Annotated in this window: 28 protein-coding genes; 8 read left to right on the forward strand and 20 right to left on the reverse strand. The window is 47.1% G+C overall.

Annotated features, from left to right (window positions below; translation table 11 throughout):
* Positions 1–55: 55 nt before the first annotated feature.
* The 10 genes from ABMY42_RS22585 to fkpA all read right to left on the reverse strand — a co-directional run bounded on the left by ABMY42_RS22585 (position 56) and on the right by fkpA (position 7,960).
* Positions 56–244, reverse strand: coding sequence for a bacterioferritin-associated ferredoxin (locus ABMY42_RS22585; RefSeq protein ID WP_005451472.1), 189 nt, complete (start codon positions 242–244; stop codon positions 56–58).
* 336 nt (positions 245–580) lie between these two features.
* Positions 581–1,765: an elongation factor Tu gene (tuf, locus tag ABMY42_RS22590; RefSeq protein ID WP_005438393.1), complete on the reverse strand. Its 1,185-nt coding sequence runs from the start codon at positions 1,763–1,765 to the stop codon at positions 581–583.
* 155 nt (positions 1,766–1,920) lie between these two features.
* Positions 1,921–4,020, reverse strand: coding sequence for an elongation factor G (gene fusA / locus ABMY42_RS22595; protein ID WP_005451470.1), 2,100 nt, complete (start codon positions 4,018–4,020; stop codon positions 1,921–1,923).
* Positions 4,021–4,158: 138 nt separating this feature from the next.
* The gene (gene rpsG, locus ABMY42_RS22600; RefSeq protein WP_005438390.1) at positions 4,159–4,629 is read right to left on the reverse strand and encodes a 30S ribosomal protein S7; all 471 of its coding nucleotides are present in this window, start codon (positions 4,627–4,629) and stop codon (positions 4,159–4,161) included.
* Positions 4,630–4,729: 100 nt separating this feature from the next.
* Positions 4,730–5,104: a 30S ribosomal protein S12 gene (gene rpsL / locus ABMY42_RS22605; RefSeq protein WP_004399892.1), complete on the reverse strand. Its 375-nt coding sequence runs from the start codon at positions 5,102–5,104 to the stop codon at positions 4,730–4,732.
* A gap of 178 nt (positions 5,105–5,282) precedes the next feature.
* The gene (tusB, locus tag ABMY42_RS22610; protein ID WP_005438388.1) at positions 5,283–5,558 is read right to left on the reverse strand and encodes a sulfurtransferase complex subunit TusB; all 276 of its coding nucleotides are present in this window, start codon (positions 5,556–5,558) and stop codon (positions 5,283–5,285) included.
* A gap of 7 nt (positions 5,559–5,565) precedes the next feature.
* Entirely contained in the window at positions 5,566–5,922 is a 357-nt protein-coding gene (gene tusC / locus ABMY42_RS22615; protein WP_005451467.1) for a sulfurtransferase complex subunit TusC, read from the reverse strand.
* Positions 5,919–6,314, reverse strand: a complete 396-nt coding sequence (gene tusD, locus ABMY42_RS22620) for a sulfurtransferase complex subunit TusD (RefSeq protein ID WP_005438379.1) — start codon at positions 6,312–6,314, stop codon at positions 5,919–5,921. The genes tusC and tusD overlap by 4 nt, the downstream gene beginning before the upstream one ends.
* A 2-nt stretch (positions 6,315–6,316) precedes the next feature.
* Positions 6,317–7,033: a transcriptional regulator gene (locus tag ABMY42_RS22625; RefSeq protein WP_005438378.1), complete on the reverse strand. Its 717-nt coding sequence runs from the start codon at positions 7,031–7,033 to the stop codon at positions 6,317–6,319.
* Positions 7,034–7,177: 144 nt separating this feature from the next.
* Positions 7,178–7,960: an FKBP-type peptidyl-prolyl cis-trans isomerase gene (gene fkpA / locus ABMY42_RS22630; RefSeq protein WP_005451465.1), complete on the reverse strand. Its 783-nt coding sequence runs from the start codon at positions 7,958–7,960 to the stop codon at positions 7,178–7,180.
* Between the two features lie 128 nt (positions 7,961–8,088).
* Between fkpA and ABMY42_RS22635 the strand changes: the two genes are divergently transcribed.
* Together ABMY42_RS22635 and ABMY42_RS22640 are read left to right on the forward strand one after the other, a co-directional pair.
* On the forward strand, positions 8,089–9,075 hold the full coding sequence (locus tag ABMY42_RS22635) for a PQQ-binding-like beta-propeller repeat protein (RefSeq protein ID WP_349266839.1): 987 nt from the start codon (positions 8,089–8,091) through the stop codon (positions 9,073–9,075).
* Positions 9,072–9,299 carry a SlyX family protein gene (locus tag ABMY42_RS22640; protein ID WP_005451463.1) on the forward strand — a complete coding sequence of 76 codons (228 nt, stop codon included), beginning with the start codon at positions 9,072–9,074 and terminating at the stop codon, positions 9,297–9,299. Before ABMY42_RS22635 ends, ABMY42_RS22640 begins: the two co-directional genes overlap by 4 nt.
* A 93-nt stretch (positions 9,300–9,392) precedes the next feature.
* Here the strand turns inward: ABMY42_RS22640 and ABMY42_RS22645 are convergent, their stop codons facing one another.
* From ABMY42_RS22645 to kefG, 5 genes are all read right to left on the reverse strand, one after another.
* Entirely contained in the window at positions 9,393–10,334 is a 942-nt protein-coding gene (locus ABMY42_RS22645) for an isoaspartyl peptidase/L-asparaginase (protein WP_349266825.1), read from the reverse strand.
* Positions 10,335–10,464: 130 nt separating this feature from the next.
* A complete protein-coding gene (gene slyD / locus ABMY42_RS22650; RefSeq protein ID WP_005432768.1) occupies positions 10,465–11,040 on the reverse strand; it encodes a peptidylprolyl isomerase in 576 nt (191 codons plus the stop codon).
* Between the two features lie 88 nt (positions 11,041–11,128).
* On the reverse strand, positions 11,129–11,329 hold the full coding sequence (locus ABMY42_RS22655) for a YheV family putative zinc ribbon protein (RefSeq protein WP_005432753.1): 201 nt from the start codon (positions 11,327–11,329) through the stop codon (positions 11,129–11,131).
* Between the two features lie 35 nt (positions 11,330–11,364).
* A complete protein-coding gene (gene kefB, locus ABMY42_RS22660; RefSeq protein WP_005451461.1) occupies positions 11,365–13,161 on the reverse strand; it encodes a glutathione-regulated potassium-efflux system protein KefB in 1,797 nt (598 codons plus the stop codon).
* The gene (kefG, locus tag ABMY42_RS22665) at positions 13,145–13,732 is read right to left on the reverse strand and encodes a glutathione-regulated potassium-efflux system ancillary protein KefG (protein WP_009697547.1); all 588 of its coding nucleotides are present in this window, start codon (positions 13,730–13,732) and stop codon (positions 13,145–13,147) included. Before kefG ends, kefB begins: the two co-directional genes overlap by 17 nt.
* Positions 13,733–13,909: 177 nt before the next feature.
* Between kefG and ABMY42_RS22670 the strand changes: the two genes are divergently transcribed.
* From ABMY42_RS22670 to crp, 6 genes are all read left to right on the forward strand, one after another.
* A complete protein-coding gene (locus tag ABMY42_RS22670) occupies positions 13,910–15,829 on the forward strand; it encodes an ABC transporter ATP-binding protein (protein WP_039985035.1) in 1,920 nt (639 codons plus the stop codon).
* A complete protein-coding gene (locus ABMY42_RS22675) occupies positions 15,826–16,305 on the forward strand; it encodes a TIGR02444 family protein (protein WP_017819679.1) in 480 nt (159 codons plus the stop codon). Before ABMY42_RS22670 ends, ABMY42_RS22675 begins: the two co-directional genes overlap by 4 nt.
* A 100-nt stretch (positions 16,306–16,405) precedes the next feature.
* On the forward strand, positions 16,406–17,413 hold the full coding sequence (locus tag ABMY42_RS22680) for a hydrolase (protein WP_009700452.1): 1,008 nt from the start codon (positions 16,406–16,408) through the stop codon (positions 17,411–17,413).
* A 70-nt stretch (positions 17,414–17,483) separates the two neighbouring features.
* Positions 17,484–17,696 carry a YheU family protein gene (locus tag ABMY42_RS22685; protein ID WP_349266826.1) on the forward strand — a complete coding sequence of 71 codons (213 nt, stop codon included), beginning with the start codon at positions 17,484–17,486 and terminating at the stop codon, positions 17,694–17,696.
* Between the two features lie 124 nt (positions 17,697–17,820).
* The gene (locus ABMY42_RS22690; RefSeq protein WP_005438358.1) at positions 17,821–18,690 is read left to right on the forward strand and encodes a phosphoribulokinase; all 870 of its coding nucleotides are present in this window, start codon (positions 17,821–17,823) and stop codon (positions 18,688–18,690) included.
* A 239-nt stretch (positions 18,691–18,929) separates the two neighbouring features.
* Positions 18,930–19,562 (forward strand): cAMP-activated global transcriptional regulator CRP, encoded by a 633-nt coding sequence (gene crp, locus ABMY42_RS22695; protein WP_005381432.1) that lies wholly within the window; start codon positions 18,930–18,932, stop codon positions 19,560–19,562.
* A 188-nt stretch (positions 19,563–19,750) separates the two neighbouring features.
* Here the strand turns inward: crp and ABMY42_RS22700 are convergent, their stop codons facing one another.
* The 5 genes from ABMY42_RS22700 to ABMY42_RS22720 all read right to left on the reverse strand — a co-directional run bounded on the left by ABMY42_RS22700 (position 19,751) and on the right by ABMY42_RS22720 (position 25,581).
* Positions 19,751–20,542 carry a DUF1338 domain-containing protein gene (locus tag ABMY42_RS22700; protein WP_005451448.1) on the reverse strand — a complete coding sequence of 264 codons (792 nt, stop codon included), beginning with the start codon at positions 20,540–20,542 and terminating at the stop codon, positions 19,751–19,753.
* Positions 20,543–20,806: 264 nt separating this feature from the next.
* Complete coding sequence (gene astD, locus ABMY42_RS22705) at positions 20,807–22,264, reverse strand: succinylglutamate-semialdehyde dehydrogenase (RefSeq protein WP_005451447.1); 1,458 nt, start codon at positions 22,262–22,264, stop codon at positions 20,807–20,809.
* A gap of 28 nt (positions 22,265–22,292) precedes the next feature.
* Positions 22,293–23,312 (reverse strand): arginine N-succinyltransferase, encoded by a 1,020-nt coding sequence (gene astA, locus ABMY42_RS22710; protein ID WP_050907782.1) that lies wholly within the window; start codon positions 23,310–23,312, stop codon positions 22,293–22,295.
* Positions 23,313–23,420: 108 nt separating this feature from the next.
* Positions 23,421–24,632 carry an aspartate aminotransferase family protein gene (locus ABMY42_RS22715; RefSeq protein WP_005438347.1) on the reverse strand — a complete coding sequence of 404 codons (1,212 nt, stop codon included), beginning with the start codon at positions 24,630–24,632 and terminating at the stop codon, positions 23,421–23,423.
* 361 nt (positions 24,633–24,993) lie between these two features.
* Positions 24,994–25,581, reverse strand: coding sequence for an aminodeoxychorismate/anthranilate synthase component II (locus ABMY42_RS22720; RefSeq protein ID WP_349266840.1), 588 nt, complete (start codon positions 25,579–25,581; stop codon positions 24,994–24,996).
* Between the last annotated feature and the right edge of the window lie 60 nt (positions 25,582–25,641).

The raw sequence follows: 25,641 nt of genomic DNA on the forward strand, positions 1-25,641 counted from the left end.
GCTTCATTTAAATGTAGAAGCAAATGAGAAGGTGTCAAAAAGGCTTAGCTAATAATTAGCTAGCTTGTTTCAGTGTTAGGTATTCTGTTTCCGCTAAAATCTCTTTGGCTTGTTTAATGCACTTACCACATTGGCTGCCCAAAGCAGTACATCGTTTAATCCCTTTTATGTCTGTTACGCCTTCATCTATCGCCAACTTCCTAATTTTCTTGTCAGAGACACCATGGCAAAGACAAACGTACATATTCAAAACCTTTAAATTTCACTTTGGAATGAAATATAAACAAGAATCGTTCTTGTTACCAGTTGTATTAAGATGAATTACAGAACGTTTTGTTATAACGGTCTGGACCGCTTTGGCATTTTTCAGTGACTTAGCGGATAGCTAAAAAGAAGAGAAAATCGAGCAGAACTAAGATCATGTTTTTAAAAAACAAAAAGCATGACTAAGAGTGATGGGCTTATAACCATATTGAAAATAAGAATTGTAGATATAAAAAAGGGAAGCCTCAGCTTCCCTTTTTCTAGCGCTTTCTTCAAAAAGAAGAAGAGTGCAAGATTACGATTAATTCAGTAAGAATTAGTCGAAGATCTTAGCAACAACACCAGCACCTACAGTACGGCCACCTTCACGGATAGCGAAACGTAGACCTTCGTCCATAGCGATTGGAGCGATTAGCTCAACTTGCATTTGGATGTTGTCGCCTGGCATTACCATTTCTACGCCTTCTGGTAGAGAGATGTCACCAGTTACGTCAGTTGTACGGAAGTAGAACTGTGGACGGTAGCCTTTGAAGAATGGAGTGTGACGACCACCTTCATCTTTAGAAAGTACGTATACTTCTGACTCGAACTTAGTGTGTGGAGTGATTGAACCAGGCTTAGCTAGTACTTGACCACGTTCAACTTCATCACGCTTAGTACCACGTAGAAGTGCACCAACGTTCTCACCAGCACGACCTTCGTCAAGAAGCTTACGGAACATTTCAACACCAGTACATGTAGTAGTAGTAGTGTCTTTGATACCAACGATAGCAACTTCGTCACCTACGTTTAGGATACCACGTTCGATACGGCCAGTTACTACTGTACCACGACCTTGGATTGAGAATACGTCTTCGATAGGCATTAGGAATGGCATATCTACTGCACGCTCTGGCTCAGGGATGTATGAATCTAGCGCTTCTGCTAGTTCAACAATCTTAGCTTCCCATTGCTCTTCGCCGTTTAGTGCGCCTAGAGCAGAACCTTGGATAACTGGTAGGTCATCACCTGGGAAGTCGTACTCAGATAGAAGTTCACGAACTTCCATTTCTACTAGTTCTAGTAGCTCTTCATCGTCAACCATGTCACATTTGTTCATGAATACGATGATGTATGGGATACCAACCTGACGGCCTAGTAGGATGTGCTCACGAGTTTGTGGCATTGGACCATCTGTCGCAGCAACAACTAGGATACCACCGTCCATCTGTGCAGCACCAGTGATCATGTTTTTAACATAATCCGCGTGTCCTGGACAGTCTACGTGTGCGTAGTGACGAGTTGGAGTGTCGTACTCTACGTGAGAAGTAGCGATTGTGATACCGCGCTCACGCTCTTCTGGAGCGTTATCGATAGATGCGAAGTCACGAGCAGCACCGCCGTATACTTTAGCAAGTGTTGTACAGATAGCTGCAGTTAGAGTAGTTTTACCGTGGTCAACGTGGCCGATAGTACCAACGTTTACGTGCGGTTTTACACGTTCAAATTTTTCTTTAGACACAATCGTGTTCCTTCCTAGTTATGATTCGCCGTGATCATTATTGATCTCGACGCGCCAGAAATTGTTATTTTATGCGCCAACGCCTGTTAGCGCAATATTTGGACGCATTGATCTTTAAAAAAAGCTGGACTTTTTTTCAGCTCAAAGCGTTTTAATTAGTAACCACGGTCTGCAATGATTTTATCTGCGAAGTTTTTCGGTACTTCAGCGTACTCGTTAAACTCCATAGAGTAAGACGCACGGCCTTGAGTTGCAGAACGTAGGTCAGTTGCGTAACCAAACATCTCAGATAGTGGAACTTGAGCACGAATGATCTTAAGACCAGCCACACCTTCATCCATACCTTCGATCATACCGCGGCGGCGGTTTAGGTCACCAACAACGTCACCCATCCAATCTTCCGGCGTAGTTACTTCAACATTCATCATTGGTTCTAGAATCACAGGTTGTGCTTCTAGTGCACCTTTCTTGAATGCCATCGAGCCAGCGATCTTGAACGCCATCTCGCTTGAGTCAACATCGTGGTAAGAACCGTCAAATAGTGTTGCTTTAATATCTAGAACAGGGTAACCCGCTAGAACACCACTATTCATTTGTTCTTCGATACCTTTCGATACCGAGCTGATGTACTCCTTAGGAACTACACCACCCACAATCTCGTCTACGAATACGAAACCTTCACCAGGCTCTGAAGGTTCAAGTTTGATCCATACGTGACCGTATTGACCGCGACCGCCAGATTGACGAACGAACTTGCCTTCTACTTCCGCTTTACCACGAATGGTTTCACGGTAAGCAACCTGAGGTTTACCAACGTTACAGTCAACGCTGAATTCACGCTTCATACGGTCAACGATGATATCTAGGTGAAGCTCACCCATACCAGAGATCAGAGTCTGACCTGTTTCGTCATCCGTTTCCACGCGGAATGATGGGTCTTCCGCTGCCAGTTTACCTAGCGCGATACCCATTTTCTCTTGGTCTGCTTTAGAACGAGGTTCTACAGCGATCTGAATTACAGGTTCAGGGAATTCCATGCGTTCTAGAATCACTTTGTGGTTCTGGTCACATAGTGTGTCACCTGTTGTAACGTCTTTCAGACCGATAGCAGCTGCGATATCACCAGCGCGAACTTCTTTTACTTCTTCACGCTTGTTCGCATGCATCTGAACGATACGACCGAAACGCTCTTTCTTGTCTTTTACTGAGTTGTAAACAGCATCACCTGAGTTCACAACACCTGAGTAAACGCGCATGAAAGTTAGCGTGCCCACGAATGGGTCAGTCGCGATCTTGAATGCTAGTGCTGAGAACGGTTCGTTGTCGTCTGCGTGACGCTCAACTTCGTTCTCTCTTTCGTCGATACCTTTAATTGCAGGTACGTCGATTGGCGATGGCAAGAACTCGATCACTGCGTCTAGTACTGCTTGAACACCTTTGTTTTTGAACGCACTACCACAAGTAGCCAGTACGATTTCGTTGTTTAGTGTACGAGTACGTAGAGCTTGTTTGATCTCTGCTTCAGACAGTTCACCTTCTTCAAGGTACTTGTCCATTAGCTCTTCAGTTGCTTCTGCTGCCGCTTCAACTAGGTTGTTGCGCCATTCTTCTGCAAGCTCTTGCATGTCAGCTGGAATTTCGTCGTATGTGAACGACATACCTTGGTCGGCTTCATTCCAGTTGATCATCTTCATCTTGATAAGGTCGATAACACCACGGAAATCATCTTCTGCACCAACGTTTAGTTGGATTGGAACAGGATTCGCACCAAGACGGTTTTTAATTTGGTCCACAACGCGTAGGAAGTCAGCGCCTGCACGGTCCATCTTGTTAACAAATACCATACGTGGAACGTGGTACTTGTCAGCTTGACGCCATACAGTTTCAGACTGAGGTTCAACACCAGATGAACCACAGAACACAACAACTGCACCATCAAGTACGCGTAGAGAACGCTCTACTTCGATAGTAAAGTCAACGTGTCCAGGAGTGTCGATGATGTTAACGCGGTGCTCTTGGAATTGTGCTTCCATACCACGCCAGAAGGTAGTAGTCGCCGCAGACGTGATTGTGATACCACGTTCTTGCTCCTGCTCCATCCAGTCCATGGTTGCTGCGCCATCGTGAACTTCACCGATTTTATGAGACAGACCAGTGTAGAACAGAATACGTTCAGTAGTGGTTGTTTTACCTGCATCTACGTGAGCACAGATACCGATATTACGGTAGCGCTCAATAGGAGTTTTGCGAGCCACGATTGAATCCTCTTAACTTAGAGATAGGGACTATTGCTATAACTAAAAAATGCTATCCCCTAGATATAGCAATAGTTCCTAGCATAGGCATAGGAACTAAAGAAGTGCTGCAAGGAACCTTGCAGCACTGAAAAGGTATTACCAACGGTAATGAGCGAACGCTTTGTTTGCGTCAGCCATGCGGTGAACGTCTTCACGTTTCTTAACCGCAGTACCTTTGTTCTCAGACGCGTCTAGCATTTCAGCAGCTAGGCGTTGAGCCATAGATTTTTCACCACGCTTACGCGCAGCTTCAACCAACCAACGCATAGCAAGTGCGTTACGGCGAACCGGACGTACTTCTACAGGAACTTGGTAAGTTGAACCACCTACACGGCGAGATTTAACTTCTACCGCTGGGCGAACATTTTCAAGAGCTTCTTCAAAAATAGCTAAGTGGTCTTTACCAGACTTTTCAGCCATAGAATCTAGTGCAGTGTAAACGATTTTTTCTGCAGTAGATTTTTTACCGTCAACCATTAGGATGTTAACGAATTTTGCCAGCAGTTCAGATTTGAACTTTGGATCTGGAAGGATCTTACGCTGACCAATGACGCGACGACGTGGCATGGATTTTCTCCGTTGTCTTCTTCAGGTTTTATCCAAAACTTTTCAGTTTTTTCAAAAAATTAAAAATAATTTAGTGTTTGGCCTTACTTAACGGAATCCATTAAGACTTAGGACGCTTCACACCGTACTTAGAACGACCTTGTTTACGGTCGTTAACGCCAGCACAGTCAAGTGCACCGCGAACAGTGTGGTAACGTACACCCGGAAGGTCTTTTACACGACCGCCACGGATTAGTACAACACTGTGCTCTTGAAGGTTGTGACCTTCACCGCCGATGTACGATGTAACTTCGAAGCCGTTTGTCAGACGTACACGACAAACTTTACGAAGTGCTGAGTTAGGTTTTTTAGGTGTAGTAGTGTAAACACGAGTACATACACCACGTTTTTGTGGGCACGCTTCTAGTGCAGGCACGTTGCTTTTAACAACTTGCTTTGCACGTGGCTTACGTACCAACTGGTTAATAGTTGCCATTAACTAGCTCCTGATTTACTTGAAAGTAAGCTTTGTGAAAAATCTATCCCTAACAGCGGTTGGCAGTTAGGGACGCAAAATTCTATGCAGCAGTGAGAGGTGTGTCAAGAAATATACGGATCTTTTTTGTTCAATTAGGGCAATTAATCCGTAAAGCTCAATCGACAGGAAAGAAGGGTTAATCCCAAGTCAGAGATTTGGCTTGTTTTGCTGTTAGTTCAACAAAGCCAGCATAGCCAATCACCTCAATAGATGGGCTGATACGATTGCTCATGCCGCGGGCTTCAATATCGCTTTGTAGCGCAAACACTGATGGACCTTTTACCTTGCTGAACGCCTTATGCTGAGGGTTCGCAGCGTACACGGCATCTTCAATCAACAAGACATCATCTTGCTCACTGTACAGTGCCATTGCATCGTCTAATGCAGCTACGGATTTGATGATATGTAACATGGCTTCCTCAGAATGACAGCAGTTTGCCCGCTTGTTGCAGTTGAGCTTTTAGTTGCTCTGTATTTAGCGCCTCTGCATCAATGACTAAATCGGCTTGAGCCAAGCCACGCTCGGCAAGCGAATCGGCACAAACAAACACTTGCTCAATGTCGTACAAGTCGAACAACTTCAACATTGGAGCGTAGTCTTTGCTTAATATGCCTTTAGGCTCTTGTCCAAGCAGTAACTGATACACACCATCCCCAACAAATAGAACGGTGATGTCTTCACAGTACGCAGACGCTGCTAACAGCGCATCCACACCTTCACGCCCTGCATTGTTACCATGAGGCGCGCTACGAAATAGGTAAGTTAACTGACTCAAAACTGCACCACTCTATCTTGCGTTAACATGGCTTCAGCTAAGCTCCCCAAACCGGCTTGCTCGAACCCTGTCGCTAGGTTGTTCTGCTCAAGACCATGTTGATTCGCCTCATCTTCGCTGATGATGCCGCGACGCAAAGCGGCTGCAACGCAGGTTTCCAGACGAACATCGTGTTGCTGTGCGAGTGATTGCCATGCTTTGGTTAGGTCAAACTCGTCGTTGGCAGGCACGCTCAAAGCCGTACCATTAGTGACGCCATCTTGGTAAAAGAACACACTCACCAGAGTATGTCCTTGTTCAATTACCGCTTGTGCGAATTGATATGCGCTGCGCGCCGATTGACTGCCGTAAACCGGCCCGTTCACTACCAGCGTGTAAGTTAATCCACTCACGCTTATTCGTCCTCAGTCTTACGCTGACGAATGTATAGGTAAACGGTGTGTTTAGAGATATTCAGGCGATCTGCGACACGGTTGATAGCGTCTTTGATATCGAAAATACCTTTGTCGTACAGTTCCATCACTATCTGACGGTTTTTGGTGTTGTTCGAGACGGATTTGTCGGCGTTGATCTCTTCAATCGTACGCTCAACCGTTTGGTCTACGAGTTCTTCAACATCACTTGCGAAGTTAACGGATGACGCCGCTTCTTTCGCTTCTTGCGTTGGCATGAAAGATTGCAGCACTTGAGAGAAAGGCGCATCAAGGTTGACGTTGATACAAAGCAAACCAATCACACGGTTTTCGCCGTTACGAATAGCAACGGTGATCGACTTCATTAATACGCCGCCTTTAGCGCGGGTGAAGTACGAACGTGAGAAGTTACGCTCAGAACCTTCGATGTCTTTCAGCATCTTAAGTGCTAAGTCAGTGATAGGAGAACCTACCTGACGACCGGTGTTCTCACCGTTAGCGATTTTGATTGCAGAGGTATTGAGGTCTTCCAGTGAGTGAAGAACGATCTCACAGAACGGACCAATAAGACTGGCAATGCCGTCCACGACCGCTTCGTAAGATCTCAAGATGATTTTATCGTGCTCGGTAAATGGCATCACGTTGACAGATTCCATTTCGAGCAACATTTCCGCATTTATTGTTTCTGTAGTTGTCATAAGCCTTCGAGCGAAAAATCAACAAATTGGTGTAAGTTTATCAGAAAATTTGAAAGGCAACCTAGCAAACTCACCAACTAGTGACCTAGAACAAAAAAGGCCCGTAAAACGGACCTTTTTTCATCGAGTTATCGCTAAGGATAATTATTGAGCAGCGTTGTCGTTCTCAATTTTTAGTAGCTCAACTTCGAATACTAGCGTTGAGTTAGCAGGAATGCTCGGTGTGTCTTGGTCACCGTATGCTAGCTCTGGCGGGATAACGAATTTGAACTTAGAACCTACAGGCATTAGCTGAACACCTTCAGTCCAACCTGGGATTACGCGGTTTAGTGGGAACGTTGCTGGTTCGCCACGATCGTAAGAGCTGTCGAATTGAGTACCGTCGATCAGAGTACCTTTGTAGTGTACTTGAACTGTGTCGGTGTCTTTTGGCTTCTCGCCTTCAGCCGGTGTTTCAACTTTGTATAGAAGACCAGATTCTGTCTTCACTACGCCTTCTTGCTTCTCGAATTCCGCACGGAAGTCATCACCAGCTTTCTTCGCTTCAGCTGCTTTCTCAGCCGCTTGCTTTTGCATAGTTTCTGCAACACGCTTGTCTAGAGATTCTAGAGCGGCACGAGTTTCTTCTTCGTTTAGCGCTGCTTTATCTTTAAATACGTCTTCGATACCTTTAAGAACTAGGTCTTTGTTTAGGTTGATGCCAATTTCGCTTGGTTTTTCAATGCTAGTGCTTAGGTAGTTAGCAAATGAAACACCGATCGCGTAAGCCGCTTTGTCATCGTCTGTTTTAAAGTGAACTGCTTTGCCAGTCTCTGCTTGAACTTGTTCTGCTTGAGGTGCTGCTTCTGGTTTTGTTTCTTCTTTTTGACAACCTACCGCTAGCATTACTGTTGCAGCAAGTAGCGACACTTTTAAAACTGATTTCATTAAATTCTCCCAATAATGGCTTAGCCACTGGTTGTTGTGCACAAATCTTCTATGAGACTAGTGAAGACAATCGTTATACCAATATACTAGCTATATGTCTTAAGACACAAACCGGATTATTAGATGTGATGCAAAGAATTTCTCATTTATTCCTATATTTAATTGTCATCACCACGTTAAATGGATGCTTTTTTACCGATCGTGATGTTCAACGTTGGTCACTCGAACCACAAGGTTCCACCAGCTTTGCGCTCAGCCGAGATGGTCGATTTGCGCTGCTGTACTCCAAAGAGCACCAATTGGTTCTTTGGGATTTGGAGCAAAACAAACAACTCGCAAAGCTGGGTGAACTCGATCAAGCCGCCAACGTGGTCTCCCATATTCGCATTTCAGACAATGGTCGTTATGCAGTCACAGCAAGCCAAATGAACTTCGCTGTGTGGGATCTCGGATGGACTCAAGCTGAAGGGCTGTGGTCTATCGATGACGCGCTGATTCGAGACGTTGATATCACCAGTAACGGTGAACAGGTATTACTTGGACTGTCCAACGGTAAAGCGATTTACGTCAACTTAGTCACTGGTCGTCGGCTAGAGTTCCTTGCGCACCAAGAAAAAGTCAATTCTGTCGCTATCTCGCCCAACGGTCGCTTCGCTCTCACAGGTGGCAACGACTACAAAGCGTATCTGTGGGATACCGAAACAGGGCTGGTATTGCGTACCTTTGAGCACGACCAACGCGTAGTCAGAGTCGCTTTACAGAGAGATGGCAAACTGGCCATGACCTCAGACGGTGGCAACCAAGCCATCATCTGGAATTTAGATACGGGTGAAGAAGTCACGCAACTGAGCAGTTGGTCTCGTCAGTTAATCTTTTCGACGGCGCGCTTCTCCGATGATGGCAGCTTGTTAGTAACTGGCACACCTTCAGGTCGTGTGATGGTGTGGGATACCCAGACCGGCAAACGCGTCGATGGATTTGAAGTTGAGCCGAAAAAAGATACTCGCCCTCCCCGCGCGGTCGTGTATGATGCTGCCTTTGATTCCAAGCAACGTGTAATTACTGCTACTTCTGCGGGCATTGCCCAAGCTTGGCAGCTAGAGAACGGATCATGACAGATAAAATCATTCAGCAATTGGAAGCTCGCATCAATGACTTAGAATGTCAGCTTGCGTTCCAAGAACAGACTATTGAAGATCTGAACGGCGCCTTGTCGCAGCAACAACTGCAAATTACCAAGATGCTCGATCAGATGAAATATGTGGTAGGTAAAGTGAAAAATATGGACTCGTCGAATTTAGCCGATCCGTCAGAAGAAACCCCACCACCGCATTATTAAAATGCAGGCTCAAATAGCATAAGCCCAGAACGTGTTCTGGGCTTTGTTGTATTCGCAACTTAAAAATGTTGCTTAGGAATGAGCGGGACGAAATTATTCGTCTGCGTAGATTTTAACGGTCAGCTCGCCTTGTGTATTGATGCCAGCTCGGTACATGCCAGAACTGTTCATCGCAAAGTGCAGCTCACCTTTAGCATCAATTGCAATCAAACCACCTTCGCCGCCCATTGCTTTTAAATCACCCTGAATAATGTGTTCGCACGCCGTATGAACGTCTTCTTGCAAATAACGCATGCGTGCTGCAACGTCTTCCGCAACACGTTTACGAATAAAGAACTCACCGACGCCCGTAGTGGAAACCGCAACAACGCCATTCTCTGCCACCGTGCCGCATCCAATCAGAGCGGAGTCTCCCACTCGACCGTATTTCTTGTTGGTCACACCACCAGTGCTGGTTGCTGCCGCTAAGTTACCGTGTTGATCCAATGCCACAGCGCCGACGGTACCGTGTTTACGATCATCTGGGTAACGAGACTCGGAAAGAGCAAACAAGCCTTTCTCACGCATAGACAGCAACTGCTCATAGCGGCGATCGGTAAAGAAGTAATCCTGCTCGGTGTACTCATGACCTTGTTCAAAAGCAAACTTCTCTGCGCCCTCGCCCACCAACAATACATGGTTGCTGTTTCGCATCACGTCACGAGCGAGTTCAATGGGGTTTCTGATATGACGCACCCCAGCGACTGCCCCTGCGGCTTGATGTCGACCATCCATCACAGAGGCATCCATTTCGACCATCTCGTTATGGGTCAGTACCGAGCCTTTACCCGCATTAAAATTAGGAGAGTCTTCCAGCACTTTCACTGCCGCCACGACCGCATCTATGGCTTCACCACCTGTTGCTAGGATTTGATGCCCCGCTTTTACCGCAGCTTCTAAATCCGCCAAGATGGATTGTTGCAGTTCGTCACTCATCTGTTCACGCAAGATAGTGCCTGCACCGCCATGAATGGCAATCGAGAAAGGTTTCGTCATCGCTTTGTCCAACTGTTATTCCTTGTATGATTGGCACTACACCCCAGATAGACAAAAAGCGCAAGTTGAAACCTCAACTTGCGCTTTTTAAAGCTTTGCTAGATAGCGTTATCTAGTGAAGAGCGTGCGATTAGTGAGAACCGCAACCGCCGCCGCCACAACATTCGTGGTCGTCAGCTTTTTCTTCGCCACCGCAGCAGCCGCCTTCGTGATCGTGGTCGTGACCGCCACAACAGCCACCACCTTGGTGGATGTGACCGTGTTCGATCTCTTCAGCTGTCGCTTCACGAGTAGCCATAACTTCTACTTCGAAAGTTAGTGTTTGACCAGCTAGCATGTGGTTGCCGTCTACAACAACTTCGTCGCCGTCTACTTCAGTTACTTCTACAGGGATTGGACCTTGGTCAGTATCTGCTAGAAAACGCATGCCAACTTCGATTTGGTCAACGCCTTGGAATACGTCTGCAGGAACACGTTGCACTAGTGCATCGTTGTGGTCGCCGTACGCATCTTCAGGAGCTACTGTTACTGAGAACTTGTCGCCAGCCACTTTACCTTCTAGTTCTTTCTCAAGACCAGTGATTAGGTTGTTGTGACCGTGAAGGTAATCAAGAGGTGCTTCAGAAGTTGATTGATCAACAACAACACCGTCTTCCAACATTACTTTGTATGCAAGGCTTGCAACAACGTTCTTTTCAATTTTCATACTAACTCCAGGGAGATTAATTGACCTAACCAGAATGGGGTTAAGTACCGAGATGATAGTATTATGGGGATCAATTAACGAAGTTCAATTACTCAGGCTTAAAAATCCCGATCATTTCTTGTTCTGAGTGTTTATTTTTTTCTACAGATTGCGGTTTACGCTGCTCGGTATAATCGCAGTCGACACACTCAACCAGCTCAATGTTGTTATCAATCCACCAGCGCAGAGTATCTTGCTGACTGCATTGCGGGCAGCTTGCACCCGCGATAAAACGTTTCTTGGCTTTCACTTTTGTTCCTTTTCCCGCCTAATGCTGCGCGGGTACTACTTCCAATGATTTGGCGACTGTTGGTCGCTTTCCATTTCACGACCGAAGATTTCTTCTAGTTCTTTACGTGCTTCTTTCGAGCGTTGAGCGAGCTCTTTATCCTCATTATGCTGAGGCAATAAGTCTTTGAGCATAGCATTATCTAGCTTGCGAAAATGTGCTTCTGCCCGCTTTGCTTGATACGGGTGCATGCCTAATTCTACGAGCGCTTGGCGACCTAGATCTAATGCGCCTAAAAAGGTTTCTCGCGAGTAATTTTGCACGCCGTGGTTCATTAACTGGTAGGCTTCTACGCGGCTGCGAGCACGGGCAAGGATCTTCAACTTCGGAAAGTGCGCACGGCAAATGTCGACAATCGCCATCACCTCATCTGGTGAGTCGGTACAGATCACTAAGGCTTCTGCTTTATCCGCTCCCGCGGCGCGTAACAAATCAATCTGAGTCGCATCACCATAAAACACCTTATAACCGTATTTACGCAGCAAGTGGATTTGGCTCGCGTCACTTTCTAGTACTGTTACTTTGATCTTGTTGGCGTACATCAGGCGTCCAACAATCTGACCAAAACGACCAAAGCCTGCGATGATCACTCGTGGTCGACGATCCACCACATTGGTTGTGACGCTCTCTTCTTCTTGGTTAAGCGTGTGCGCAAACCATTTTTTCTGTCCCATGAGCAGCAGCGGCGTGGTCACCATCGACAAGCTCACCACCACCAACAAAAAGGCAACTTGCTCCTTGGTTAAGATACCTTCTTGGCTTGCCGCGGTGAAAATCACAAACGCAAACTCACCACCTTGACTCAAAATCGCTGCCATACGACTGCGCGACTTCGCACGAACTCGAGCAGTGCGAGCCAAAACATACAGAACCAAACCTTTGACCACCACGAGAGCAATCACGGCACCAATAATTGCGAACGGTTGCAAGGCTAACAAACCAAGATTCACTGCCATACCCACAGCAATAAAGAACAAGCCAAGTAGCAGACCTTTAAACGGTTCAATCGCAATTTCTAGTTCATGACGGTATTCACTTTCTGCCAGCAGCACACCCGCTAAGAAAGTACCGAGCGCCATCGAAAGCCCCAGCTTTTGCATCGCAACAGAAATACCAAGTACGACTAGGAGGGCGGCAACGGTGAAGAGTTCTCGCACACCACTCATCACCACAAAACGGAATAGAGGACGTAAGAGGAAATGACCACCAACTAATAACGCAGCCACACTGCCTAATACCCAAATAGCATCTAACCAATCACCGCCGCTTTGACCACCGGCGAGTAATGGCAGCATGGCGAGCATCGGGATGACGGCAATATCTTGGAACAGCAACACAGCAAAACCAGATTGTCCGGTTTCCGTGCCGGCTTGCCCCTGTTCTTCGATCACTTTTAGTGCAATCGCGGTGGACGAGAGTGCCAAGCCCATACCGATCACTAAGCTCACTTGCATGCTCAATCCAAACAGGCTGACGATGCTGCCTATCACCGCCGTGGTGACAATAACTTGAGCGCCACCCAGACCGAGGATTGGTCCGCGCATCTGCCATAACTTTTTAGGGTTGAGTTCCAAACCAATTAAGAACAGCAGCAACACCACCCCGAGTTCGGCGAAGTGGAGAATCGCGTCCACATCACTGATTAACCCCAGCCCCCAAGGACCAATTAGAACGCCTGCAATCAGGTAGCCAAGCACAGAGCCCAGACCAAGTCGCTGGGCAATCGGCACTGCAATAACGGCAGCAGAAAGGAATACCACACTACTTTGAAGAAACTCACTGGTTATCGCCATGGTAACCTCCTTGCTCATCCCACTCTCTCAGGGGGTTGTTCAGCCATTGACGATATTGTTCAGCATGCTGATAACGTTCGATGTCCGATACATTGCGCGACCAGTACAGCACTAAAGGCTCAATCCAATGCATCTGACATAAAGCGGCAGTCAGTTCAAACGGTTGTAGAATTTGCTCAAGTGGGTATTTGTTGTAACCCATCGGGCTGAACGCATCCTCTTTACCGCCAGTAGTGATCACACTGCGCCAGTACTTACCCGCTAATGCACTACCATCACCGAACGCAAAGCCTTTGCCCAACACGCGATCCATCCACTCTTTCAACAGTGCAGGACAGGAATACATATAGAGAGGATGATGAAAAACGATCACATCATGCGTCATCAGCAGATCGTGTTCGTAGTTCACATCAATAAAGAAATCAGGGTACGCGCCATAAAGATCGTGCACGGTGACATGACCCAGTGATTCGATTTTTTTAATCATCACTTGGTTGGCAATGGAGTTTTGCGGTTCTGGGTGAGCATAAATAACCAGAACCCTCGGAGGAATGGGCGTAGCAACAGCCAAATGGTCGTCCTTGTGTTGATTTCTCAGGGAAAATTATCGTTATCAGTTTGTTATACTTTTTTGTATAGCATAATGCAATTAAAGCGCAGAGATCGACTTTTCCCGCCAATACCCCTACTATTCACCGCGAGATCAACGACCAAGAAACGCGCACTGCGCAAAGTGAATTAAAACTCTATGATTACCTTCTCTGATATTCAGTTACTGCGTGGCGGTAAACCTCTTTTAGACCAAGCTTCTGCAACCATTCACCCAGGCGACAAAGTGGGTCTGGTTGGTAAAAATGGCTGTGGTAAATCAACTCTGTTTGCCCTACTAAAAGATGAACTGTCGATTGATGCAGGCTCATTTAGCCAACCTCAACATTGGGAGTTGGCATGGGTAGCACAGGAAACCCCTGCACTAGACCGCAGCGCAATTGAATACGTTATTGATGGTGATCGTGAGTTCCGTGATCTTGAAGCTCAACTGGCGATCGCCGAAGAGAAAGACAACGGCACCTTAGTTGCGGAGATCCACGGCAAAATTGAAACCATTGGCGGTTACAGCATTCGCGCACGTGCTGCCGAACTGCTTGATGGTCTGGGCTTTAGCCAAGAGCAAATGAGTTGGAACCTGACTCAGTTCTCGGGTGGTTGGCGTATGCGCCTTAACTTGGCTCAAGCGCTATTGTGTCGTTCTGATCTACTGTTACTCGACGAACCAACCAACCACTTGGATTTGGACGCGGTAATGTGGCTAGAGCGCTGGCTACAAAACTACCCTGGTACGCTGATTCTGATCTCGCACGACCGTGACTTCTTGGACCCGATCGTTGGTCGCATCATTCACATCGAGAACCAGCAGTTGAACGAATACACGGGTAACTACTCGTCATTCGAAAACCAACGCGCACAAAAGATGGTGCTGCAACAGGCGATGTTCGAGAAGCAACAGAAACAGATGTCGCACATGCAAAGCTACATTGACCGCTTCCGTTACAAAGCATCCAAAGCGCGCCAAGCACAAAGCCGTATTAAAGCGCTGGAGCGTATGGAGAAGGTACTGCCAGCGCAGTTCGATAACCCATTTAGTTTCCAGTTCCGCGATCCTGCAGCCCTACCAAACCCAATCATGATGATGGATGAAGTATCGGCAGGCTACGGTGACAACCTGATCTTAGAGAAGATCCGCCTTAACTTAGTGCCGGGCAGCCGTATTGGTCTACTTGGTCGTAACGGCGCGGGTAAATCAACCTTGATCAAATTGCTGTCTGGTGAGCTCAAAGCGCAAGGCGGCGATCTCACTTATTCACAAGGCGTGAAGATCGGTTACTTTGCTCAGCACCAACTAGAAACACTGCACCCAGAAGAAACACCGCTGCAGCACATGATGCAAATCGCACCAGATCAAACCGAGCAGCAGCTACGTGATTATCTAGGTAGCTTTGGTTTCCAAGGTGATAAAGCGCTTGAGAAAGTCGCACCGTTTTCTGGTGGTGAAAAAGCACGTTTGGTATTGGCATTAATTGTGTGGCAGAAACCGAACCTATTGCTACTCGATGAACCGACCAACCACTTGGACTTGGACATGCGCCAAGCACTGACCATGGCACTGCAAACATTCGAAGGTGCGATGGTGATTGTTTCGCACGATCGCTACCTATTGCGTGCAACCACAGATGATTTGTACCTTGTGCACGATCGCCAAGTCGCACCATTCGACGGTGACTTGAACGATTACTACAAGTGGTTGACCGAGCAACAAAAAGCCGAGCGTAAAGAAGCACAAGCGGCTCAGCCAGTTAAAGATAACGCCAACAGTGCAGCGGCGAAAAAAGAGCAAAAGCGACGCGAAGCAGAATTTCGTAAGCAGACCGCACCAATTCGCAAAACGCTGACACAGTTAGAAAACAAAATGGATAAGTTAGGTGAAGCTCTAGCAAAAGCAGAAGAGCAATTAGCGGATAACTCGCTGTATGAAGCCGAAAACAAGGCTAAACTTAACGAAGTGTTGGCGCTTCAAGCTTCTAGCAAAGCAGATCTTGAAGAAGTAGAAATGGAATGGATGTCTGCCCAAGAAACACTCGAGCAGATGGAACTAGAGTTTAATCAATGACAAACGAGCACGCAGAATACACTCTTACCCTAGAACACCTTTGGCAGTTCAGTCTGCAATTTTATGGTGTGCGAGAAGTGAAGGAAGCGTGCTTATCATTGCAAAACAACTACCACGGCAACGTGAACCTATTACTGCTGCTCAGATGGCTCGATGAGCAGCAGGTGATTTTCCAAGAGCAAGACTGGCATTTAGTTCAAGGCTGTCTTGGTCGAAGTGAAACCCTGCTCCACTCTTACCGTGAACTTCGTCGCCACCTCAAATCACAAGTTAATGACGCGCTTTATCGCGAAGCATTGCAGTTCGAATTGCAGCTCGAAAAACAGCAACAGTCCGACCTCGTCGATTGCGTCAACTCACTCAAATTAGTCAAGAATGATGGCGAACCACTGACGCTGAGATACTGTCGCCAGTTAGGTGGAGAGCATCTGCAACAGGCATTCTCCATTCCAGTTCCAAACATTCAATATCCATAAATCAGTCATAAACCAGTAAAATATCTATACTAAAGCTATAAAGGATTATATTAATAAGTTCTTCAGCGAACATTGAAGGACCATATAAGAGCAGTTAGGTATGACACAATTTTTCGCAGCCGCCGGGATTAAGAACCCGCATCTTCAGACGCTATTGCCACGCTTTATCCGCAAGAAAGCGTTGTTTACGCCTATTTGGCAAACACTCGATACACCGGATGGTGACTTCTTAGATTTGGCGTGGTCACAACAGCCAGATTCTGAAGCCGCTCACAACAAACCAATCTTCGTCCTCTTTCATGGCTTAGAAGGCTGCTTCTATAGTCCGTATGCGAACGGTTTGATGAACGCCTTCTCTAAATCGGGTTGGCTGTCAGTGATGATGCACTTTCGTGGTTGCAGCGGTAAGCCAAACAAGAAAGCCCGCGCCTATCATTCTGGCGAAGTAACGGATGCTCGTTTCTTTCTTCAGCAACTCAATCAGCAATTCCCTAACAACCCTAAAGTTGCGGTCGGCATTTCCCTTGGCGGTAACATGCTGGCGAACTACTTGGCTGAGTATAAAGACGACCCAATATTAAGTGCCGCAACCATTGTCTCTGCACCACTGGACTTAGCAGCATGTGCCAATCGTATTGAGCAGGGCTTCTCGAAAGTTTACCGACGTTACTTGCTCTCTTCACTCAAACGCAATGCACTGCAAAAGCACGACTTAATCCAAGGTGAACTCGCCTTGTCGTATAACTCGATCAAACGCGTGACTCGCTTGTATGAATTTGATGACTTGATCACCGCGCCTCTGCATGGTTTTAAAGACGCACAAGATTATTACGATCAATGTTCAGGCTTAAGCAAGTTGCAACAGATCACCTTGCCAACCTTGATCATCCACGCCAAAGACGATCCGTTTATGACCGAAGAGGTGATCCCAAAATTCGTATTGCCAGACAACATTGATTATCGGCTTTATGAACATGGTGGACACGTTGGCTTCCTGACGGGCACGGCATTAAAACCTAAATTCTGGTTAGAAGAAGCATTACCGGCTTATTACGAAAGTATCGCCGCTGAGTACCTTTCTGCTGTATCCGTGCCGCGAACACAGTAAACTACCTAGGCGCGCCAGACATCAATAACCTAAGAGGCGCGCTTAAACATCATAAAAGTTTGAGGTATTTATGATCATTCCATGGCAAGACGTTGCGCCAGAGACACTAGAAAACCTGATCCGCGAATTCGTGCTACGTGAAGGCACCGACTACGGCTCAGTCGAAGTTTCACTGCAGAGTAAAATCGATCAGGTCAAAACCCAATTAGAGAAAGGCGAAGCGGTCATCGTATTTTCTGAGCTTCATGAAACGGTTGATATCCAACTAAAAGCAAAGTTTTAGACCCTTCACATTTTACCGTATCCCACTCGATGACAAGGGCTTGTTACGTGCTATAGTGGGTTATCGACCGTGCAGCATACGTGTGCTGCACTTTACAGGTAAGTAATTTTCGACAAGGTTTGTCATGTCAGCGAAACACCCAATCATTGCGGTTACTGGTTCGTCCGGTGCCGGCACTACCACCACTTCTGAAGCCTTCCGCAAGATGTTCAATATGATGAACGTCAAACCAGCGTGGGTTGAAGGTGACAGCTTCCACCGCTTTACACGTCCAGAGATGGATGTCGAAATCCGCAAAGCGCGTGAGCAAGGCAAACACATCAGCTACTTTGGTCCACAAGCCAATGACTTTCCGGGGCTAGAAGAGTTCTTCCGTAAGTTCGGTGAAGATGGCACTGGCAGCGTGCGCCGCTATCTGCACACTTTTGATGAAGCCGTTCCATACAACCAAATGCCGGGCACCTTTACGCCTTGGCAAGATCTGCCAGAAAACAGCGATGTGCTGTTCTACGAAGGTTTACACGGTGGCGTGGTAGATGGTGATGTCAATGTGGCGCGTCACGTCGACTTTCTAATTGGCATGGTGCCGATTGTGAACTTGGAATGGATCCAAAAGTTTGTTCGTGACACGCGCGATCGTGGTCATTCAAGAGAAGCGGTGATGGATTCGATCGTGCGCTCGATGGACGATTACCTAAACTACATTACCCCGCAATTTTCTCGCACACATATCAACTTCCAACGCGTACCAACCGTCGATACTTCTAACCCACTTAACGCTAAAGGCATCCCTAGCTTGGATGAAAGCTTCGTGGTGATCCGCCTGCGCGGTATCAAGAATGTCGACTTCCCGTATTTGTTGGCGATGATTGATGGCTCCTTCATGTCTCGCCATAACACCATTGTGGTTCCTGGCGGTAAGATGAGCTTTGCAATGGAGCTCATAGTGAGACCGATTCTGCAGCAACTCATCGAAACCGGGAAAATTGGCTAAAAACCTCGTTAATTGAGTGTTTACTTTTCATACCGTGATCATGTGCACAGTTTTGCTTACAAAATCTCAATCATGGCACGATTAAAATCAAGAAATCGTTTCCGAAAAAGGATACTATTTCTAACCGAAACACAAGAGAGCTTGCAGCATATAAAAAGTGCTCTTATTCTAGTAAGCCAATTCAGGCTTAGCTAAAATATGGATAGCGCAAGCGTACCCTGCAGAGGAAGTGAGATATTATGGTTCTAGGTAAACCTCAAACCGACCCAACATTAGAGTGGTTTCTTTCACACTGTCATATTCATAAGTACCCATCAAAGAGCACGCTAATTCACGCGGGCGAAAAAGCAGAGACTTTGTACTACATCGTTAAAGGTTCTGTTGCGGTTCTTATCAAAGACGAAGAAGGTAAGGAAATGATCCTTTCTTACCTAAACCAAGGCGACTTCATTGGTGAGCTTGGTCTATTCGAAGAAGACCAAGAGCGTACAGCTTGGGTTCGCGCTAAATCTCCTTGTGAAGTGGCAGAGATTTCTTTCAAGAAATTCCGTCAACTTATCCAAGTTAACCCAGACATCCTAATGCGTCTTTCAGCGCAAATGGCTCGTCGTCTACAAGTTACTAGCCAAAAAGTGGGTGACCTAGCGTTCCTAGACGTAACTGGTCGTATCGCTCAGACTCTTCTGAACCTTGCTAAACAACCAGATGCGATGACGCACCCAGACGGCATGCAAATCAAGATCACTCGTCAAGAAATCGGTCAAATCGTTGGCTGTTCTCGTGAGACAGTAGGTCGTATCTTGAAGATGCTAGAAGAGCAGAACCTAATTTCTGCGCACGGTAAGACTATCGTTGTTTACGGGACTCGTTAATCTCGATTAACGTTTAAAAAATTTAAAAGCCACCAAATGCAAGTTTGGTGGCTTTTTCTTTTTTGGGAGTTAGACATTGAGAGTCGAGAGCGCTGCACTTCACAACTGGCTTCATCCTTTGAGATGAAGCCCTCTCAGATTCCAAGTAAAAACCCTCTCGAAGCGAAGCGGTTCTCGTCTTGTATCTATTAACCGTTGGTACTCTCGAAGATCTTATCTGCCGATGCAGCTACAAACCCTGGGTACAACTCACCGTTATCCATTGGGTAGCGCTTAGCAAACTCGTAGAAGCCTCCAGGAATCACCTCAACGCCTTCAGTAAAGGTCACTGGCACTTTGTCTGCCATGGTCGATGATTGCTCTAGTAACACCTCTGGCGTGCCTTTTACTTCACCGCCATTCTCGTTGATGATAAAGCCTACGGTGCGTAGGTGGTCGTTCACTTGCTTCACTTCTTCATGCTGATTGAGTTGATTCACACTCACCGTGAAGTGGTTCGCTCCGTAACCGTGCGCAGCAAGCCAAGAAGCGTACTCACTCTCTTTCGCTAAGATTTGGAAGTCAGCATAGCTAAGGTCCCACAAACGTCCGCCGTACAAGAAGTCACTGCTGGTCAATTTAGAAGCATCAACCTGCTCTACCAGTTTATGAACGATGGCTTGTAGCTCTGGTGAGCACTCATCCACTTTCAATTCACTGATGAAGACTTTTGGCTGTTTCGGATCTGGGTGCTCAAAATGTTTTGCCACCAGCTTTTTGCTTTCAAATACGTAGTCACCACAGGCTTTGTAACCCACCGCTAGGAATGGCTTCGCTAACGTTTCAATGCCTAGGGGAGCGACATTAAACGTACGTAGCGCAATATGGTCATTAATCAGAGGCTCATCTTCTTGAAGAAGCTGATGAACTTTAGCAGCAGAAGGGCAAAGACGTTGAATGTAGTCTTGCCATAGCGATTCAAATAACACATCGGGCGTCATAACGACTCCTTGTTATGAAATGTAGAGTTAGGGGTAAGAGGAAGTTGACCGCTCGTTCACAGCCCGTGGGCTGTCCAGAATCACGAACGAGCGGTCATCAACCTGTGACGGTATGTGTGGCATAAGTGCCAGTCAGTCAACACGCTCTGGAGAGTCTTAAGCTCGCCTTTGGCGTTTGCCAGCGCGCTTACCAGAATCCTAACTTGGTAAATAGCTCCGGCAGAGAGAAGCGGCGATACTTTGTCACCACTTCGTGTTTCTCTATTACAGGCTTACACCCGGGCTCAATGTGGCAGGTAAGACCGTCTCTTGTCCTTCCATTGATGCCATTGGGTACGCACAGTAGTCTGCTGCGTAGTAAGCACTAGGGCGTAGGTTACCCGACGCACCCGGGCCACCAAATGGCGCATCACCACTTGCGCCCGTCAGCTGACGGTTGCGGTTCACGATGCCAGCACGAATGTGGTCCACGAAGTATTCCCATTCTTGGTCATCGGTTGAAACCAGACCTGCAGATAGACCAAAGCGCGTATCGTTCGCCAGCTCTACTGCTTTCTCTAGCCCTTCATAGCGCACCACTTGCAGAAGTGGGCCGAAGTACTCTTCATCTGGCAACTCGGCAATGTTCGTCACATCGATGATGCCCGGAGAAACAAACGCCGCTTCGCCTGCTTTTGCTTCAATCAAGCTTTCGCCACCCAGTGATTGCAAGTTCGCTTGTGCATCGAGAATGAACTTGGCCGCCGCTACCGAAATTTGCGGTCCCATGAAAGGCGCAGGCTCTGCAAATGGTTGGCCTACACGAATATTGCGTGTCGCTTCCACCAGCTTAGTAATGACTGCATCACCCTTGTCGCCAAATGGAATGTATAGTCGACGAGCACAGGTACAGCGTTGCCCTGCACTGATGAAGGCAGATTGGATGATGGTGTAAACCGTTGCGTCTAAGTCACCGTAGTTATCCGAGATAACCATCGGGTTGTTGCCACCCATTTCAAGCGCCAGCATTTTGCCCGGCTGACCAGCAAACTGACGATGTAGAACATGACCTGTGTTTGCACTACCAGTAAACAGCACGCCATCGATACCTTTCGCATCCGCCAGCGCAATACCGGTTTCTTTCGCGCCTTGGACTAGGTTAATCACACCTTTTGGTAGACCGACCTCTTCCCACAGCTTCATAGCGAGTTCACCCGTCCATGGCGTTTGCTCAGACGGTTTGAAGACCACGGTGTTACCAGCCAATAGTGCTGGCACGATGTGACCATTTGGCAGGTGACCCGGGAAGTTATAAGGACCAAACACCGCCATCACACCCAATGGGCGATGACGCAATACAATTTGGTTTCCTGCGGCTTCACGTGTCGCTTCACCCGTACGCTCGTGGTAAGCACGAATAGAAATCGCAATTTTACCTGCCATCGCTGCCGCTTCGGTACGTGTTTCCCAGATTGGTTTGCCGGTTTCTTTGGCAATCACTTCAGCGATTTTTTCGCTGTTCTCTTTTACTTTCTCAGCAAAAGCCAACACGATCGCCTCACGCTCTGCAAATGGGCGCTTCTTCCAATCAACAAACGCTTCACGCGCCGCAGATACCGCTTGGTTAACCTGCTCTGCTGTTGCGCCGTTGCCTTGCCAGATCACTTCTTGGTTGTAAGGCGACAGAGACGTAAATGCTTCACCCTGACCTTGTACCCATTCACCTGCAATCCAATGTGTCATTGTTTCTATCCTTAAATTCTGTCGTCAGTTACTGCGGAAGAAGGCGAACAAAATCCCCTTCCTCAACCAAGAGTGCATCCGCCAATTCTGGTGCAAGCACTACGCTTTGCGTTTCTGCGTCATACGCTGCTTTTGCTGCGGCTGCACGGAAGTTCTCGAATGACGAATTACACATCAAGAAGTCTTGTGTGCTGGTGTGCTCCGAGATTTTGACTTGCGCGCGGAATGAGTGGCGTACCGATTCGATATTACGTAAGTCACACTCCACCGTTGGACCACCATCGAAAATGTCGACGTATCCACGGTTGGTAAAACCTTCACGCTCAAGCAGCTTCAATGCTGGACGTGTGTTGTCGTGCACTTTACCAATCACAGCTTGCGCTTCTGGGCTCAGTAGGTTGATGTAGATTGGCAACTTCGGCATCAAGTCGGCGATAAAGCCCTTCTTGCCGATACCGGTAAGGTAATCCGCAAGCGTAAAATCGATAGAGAAGAAATGCTCTTGCAGCCACTGCCAGAATGGCGAGTTACCGTACTCGTCTGATACGCCGCGCATTTCAGCAAAGATGGTTTCCGAGAAACGTTCTGGGTGCTCTGCCATCATTAAGAAACGGCACTTGGACATCAGACGCCCGTTCAAGCCACCACGGAATTTCTCACGTAGGAACAAGGTACAGATTTCACTGTTACCCGTGTAGTTATTACCAAACGTCAGCAGCTTCACCACGTTGTTTACGCCAAGCTTTGGTGACGAGTGCACCACTTTGCTGATGTGGTAAGAATAAAAAGGCACATCCCAGCCGATCGAAGCTTCAATACCTGTGGTACCTGCCACTTCACCAGTTTCAGATTCAAAACCCACCATTAGGTAGCCTTCATCACCGGCTTCCTTAACGTCAGGTTTGCCAAAACTGTATTCTGAGTGTTTGATTCGATTGGTTAACAGTTCTTCGTTAACCGGTAGAGATGTAAATCCATGACCTGACTCAACCGCACAGGTGTGCAGCGCGTCATAATCCGACATTGCGATAGGGCGAACTACTAGCATCAATACTCCCTCCAGATGCAAGAAGATCCTAACTATATTGTAGGAACAATACCCCCATCAGAGATCCTTGATGGGGGTGTCTAGGTTGACGATAAGCGGAGATCGCGCTTAAACCAGCGTTGCAATCGCTTTATCTAGCTTCGCCAAACCTTCTTCGATTTCTTGTTGTGTGATAACGAGTGATGGTGTGAAACGTACGACATTGGCACCCGCAACCAATACCATGAGACCTTGTTTACCTGCAGCAACCAGTACGTCACGCGCACGACCTTGCCACTCTTCATTCAGTGCAGCACCAAGCAGTAGACCTTTGCCGCGCACTTCAGAGAAGATGTTGTATTTCGCGTTAATCTTCTCCAGACCTTCACGGAACATGGCTTCACGCTCTAGTACGCCAGCCAATACTTCTGGTTTTGTCACTTCTTCAACAACCGCTTCTGCAACTGCACACGCTAGTGGGTTACCGCCGTAAGTTGAACCGTGTGTGCCCACTTTCATGTGCTCAGCCAGTTTTGCCGTCGTTAGCATGGCACCGATAGGGAAACCGCCACCCAGTGATTTCGCTGTGCTTAGAATGTCTGGCGTAATGCCTAGACCTTGGTATGCGTAAAAGTGACCCGTACGACCGTTACCAGTTTGCACTTCATCGAAGATCAACAGTGCGTTGTGCTTGTCACACAATTCACGAACTGCTTGAGCGAACTCAGGTGTTGGTGGAATGATGCCGCCCTCACCTTGCAGAGGCTCCATCATTACGGCACAAGTGCGATCCGACATGTGTGCTTGAAGTGCTTCGATATCGTTGTAAGGAAGGTGTGTCACATCGCCAGGTTTAGGACCAAAACCGTCTGAGTAAGCCGCTTGACCGCCTACTGTTACCGTGAAGAAAGTACGACCGTGGAAACCTTGTTTGAATGCGATGATTTCAGATTTCTCTGTACCATGAACGTCTGCTGCGTAACGACGTGCTAGCTTTAGTGCCGCTTCGTTTGCTTCTGCGCCAGAGTTAGCGAAGAACACGCGCTCAGCAAAGCTGACTTCTGTTAACTTCTTCGCCAATCGCAGTGCTGGCTCGTTAGTCATAACATTACTTAGATGCCAAAGCTTGTTACCTTGCTCAGTCAATGCGTTCACCATAACTGGGTGACAATGGCCAAGACAGCTCACCGCAATACCACCAGCAAAGTCGATGTATTCATTTCCGTTCTGATCCCAAATGCGTGAACCTTCACCTTTTACAGGGATCATTTCCATCGGGTTATAGCAAGGTACCATTACCTCATCGAATAAACCGCGCTCTACTTTGTTTTCCGTTGTCATTGCACATTCCTTCTTGATACCGCATGCCTAGCAGATAAGCGAATTTAACCGGCACTCTTTGCCAGCAAATAATGTTTTGCATTTAAGCTATTGCGGCATTGTATTTACATTTAATTAACCATTTCAATAGTGATTTATTCTTTTCGTTTCCGAGCACGACTACCCATACTCACTATCTATGATTATTTATGCACCAAGAAACGTAAATAGAGAAGCGATTTTTTATAAAAGTTATGTATAGCAAGGTTTAGAAAGAAAGGAGAAAAATGAATAGCCGCCACCAAATAGACAGAACGCATAGTTTTGCATTCCCATTCTCAGGCGAAAAACATGAAGAATTTGTTAAGAAAGGTGATCGCGATCAGATCGCTTTGCGCGCAAGAAAGTTCGCAAGCAGTTCGTGACCTTGTTCTGTCTTAATCGACTCAGGATGGAACTGTACCGCGTCAATTGGCAGGGTTTTATGCTGATAACCCATGATTTCGTCCATGGCTCCGTCAGGCAGTTCAGTCCAAGCGGTCAATTCAAACACATCAGGTAATGTGCCGTTTTTCACCACGAGAGAGTGGTAGCGGGCTACCGTAAGTGGGTTATTAAGGTTTTTAAACACACTGCGACCGTTGTGACGAATTGGTGATGTCTTGCCGTGCATCACTTGTCGAGCACGTACCACTTCCCCTCCAAACACCTGCGCAATCGCCTGATGACCAAGGCAAACGCCTAAGATTGGTAACTTACCAGCAAAGCATTCGATAGCTTGTAGAGAGATACCCGCTTCGTTAGGGGTACAGGGACCTGGAGAGATCACCAAATGAGTTGGGTTGAGCGCCTCAATGCCTTGGATGTCGATTTCATCGTTACGCACCACCTTTACGTCTGCACCAAGCTCGCAGAAGTATTGGTAAAGGTTGTAGGTAAAAGAGTCGTAGTTATCGATGATCAACAACATAAAAGGTCGGTTGCTCCAATCCGTTTTGGCAATGCTTAAGTGGTGAATCGCCACGTTCGT

This window comes from Vibrio sp. SSH13-20, assembly GCF_040104475.1.
In the GTDB taxonomy this organism is placed as follows: domain Bacteria; phylum Pseudomonadota; class Gammaproteobacteria; order Enterobacterales; family Vibrionaceae; genus Vibrio; species Vibrio harveyi.

Coding starts and splice junctions, on each gene's coding strand:
- ABMY42_RS22585 (WP_005451472.1), bottom strand. CDS start 244: ATGTACGTTTGTCTTTGCCATGGTGTCTCTGACAAGAAAATTAGGAAG.
- rpsG (WP_005438390.1), bottom strand. CDS start 4,629: ATGCCACGTCGTCGCGTCATTGGTCAGCGTAAGATCCTTCCAGATCCA.
- rpsL (WP_004399892.1), bottom strand. CDS start 5,104: ATGGCAACTATTAACCAGTTGGTACGTAAGCCACGTGCAAAGCAAGTT.
- tusB (WP_005438388.1), bottom strand. CDS start 5,558: ATGTTACATATCATCAAATCCGTAGCTGCATTAGACGATGCAATGGCA.
- ABMY42_RS22625 (WP_005438378.1), bottom strand. CDS start 7,033: ATGACAACTACAGAAACAATAAATGCGGAAATGTTGCTCGAAATGGAA.
- fkpA (WP_005451465.1), bottom strand. CDS start 7,960: ATGAAATCAGTTTTAAAAGTGTCGCTACTTGCTGCAACAGTAATGCTA.
- ABMY42_RS22635 (WP_349266839.1), top strand. CDS start 8,089: ATGCAAAGAATTTCTCATTTATTCCTATATTTAATTGTCATCACCACG.
- ABMY42_RS22640 (WP_005451463.1), top strand. CDS start 9,072: ATGACAGATAAAATCATTCAGCAATTGGAAGCTCGCATCAATGACTTA.
- ABMY42_RS22645 (WP_349266825.1), bottom strand. CDS start 10,334: ATGACGAAACCTTTCTCGATTGCCATTCATGGCGGTGCAGGCACTATC.
- slyD (WP_005432768.1), bottom strand. CDS start 11,040: ATGAAAATTGAAAAGAACGTTGTTGCAAGCCTTGCATACAAAGTAATG.
- kefB (WP_005451461.1), bottom strand. CDS start 13,161: ATGGCGATAACCAGTGAGTTTCTTCAAAGTAGTGTGGTATTCCTTTCT.
- ABMY42_RS22670 (WP_039985035.1), top strand. CDS start 13,910: ATGATTACCTTCTCTGATATTCAGTTACTGCGTGGCGGTAAACCTCTT.
- ABMY42_RS22675 (WP_017819679.1), top strand. CDS start 15,826: ATGACAAACGAGCACGCAGAATACACTCTTACCCTAGAACACCTTTGG.
- ABMY42_RS22680 (WP_009700452.1), top strand. CDS start 16,406: ATGACACAATTTTTCGCAGCCGCCGGGATTAAGAACCCGCATCTTCAG.
- ABMY42_RS22685 (WP_349266826.1), top strand. CDS start 17,484: ATGATCATTCCATGGCAAGACGTTGCGCCAGAGACACTAGAAAACCTG.
- ABMY42_RS22690 (WP_005438358.1), top strand. CDS start 17,821: ATGTCAGCGAAACACCCAATCATTGCGGTTACTGGTTCGTCCGGTGCC.
- crp (WP_005381432.1), top strand. CDS start 18,930: ATGGTTCTAGGTAAACCTCAAACCGACCCAACATTAGAGTGGTTTCTT.
- ABMY42_RS22700 (WP_005451448.1), bottom strand. CDS start 20,542: ATGACGCCCGATGTGTTATTTGAATCGCTATGGCAAGACTACATTCAA.
- astD (WP_005451447.1), bottom strand. CDS start 22,264: ATGACACATTGGATTGCAGGTGAATGGGTACAAGGTCAGGGTGAAGCA.
- astA (WP_050907782.1), bottom strand. CDS start 23,312: ATGCTAGTAGTTCGCCCTATCGCAATGTCGGATTATGACGCGCTGCAC.
- ABMY42_RS22715 (WP_005438347.1), bottom strand. CDS start 24,632: ATGACAACGGAAAACAAAGTAGAGCGCGGTTTATTCGATGAGGTAATG.
- ABMY42_RS22720 (WP_349266840.1), bottom strand. CDS start 25,581: ATGTTGTTGATCATCGATAACTACGACTCTTTTACCTACAACCTTTAC.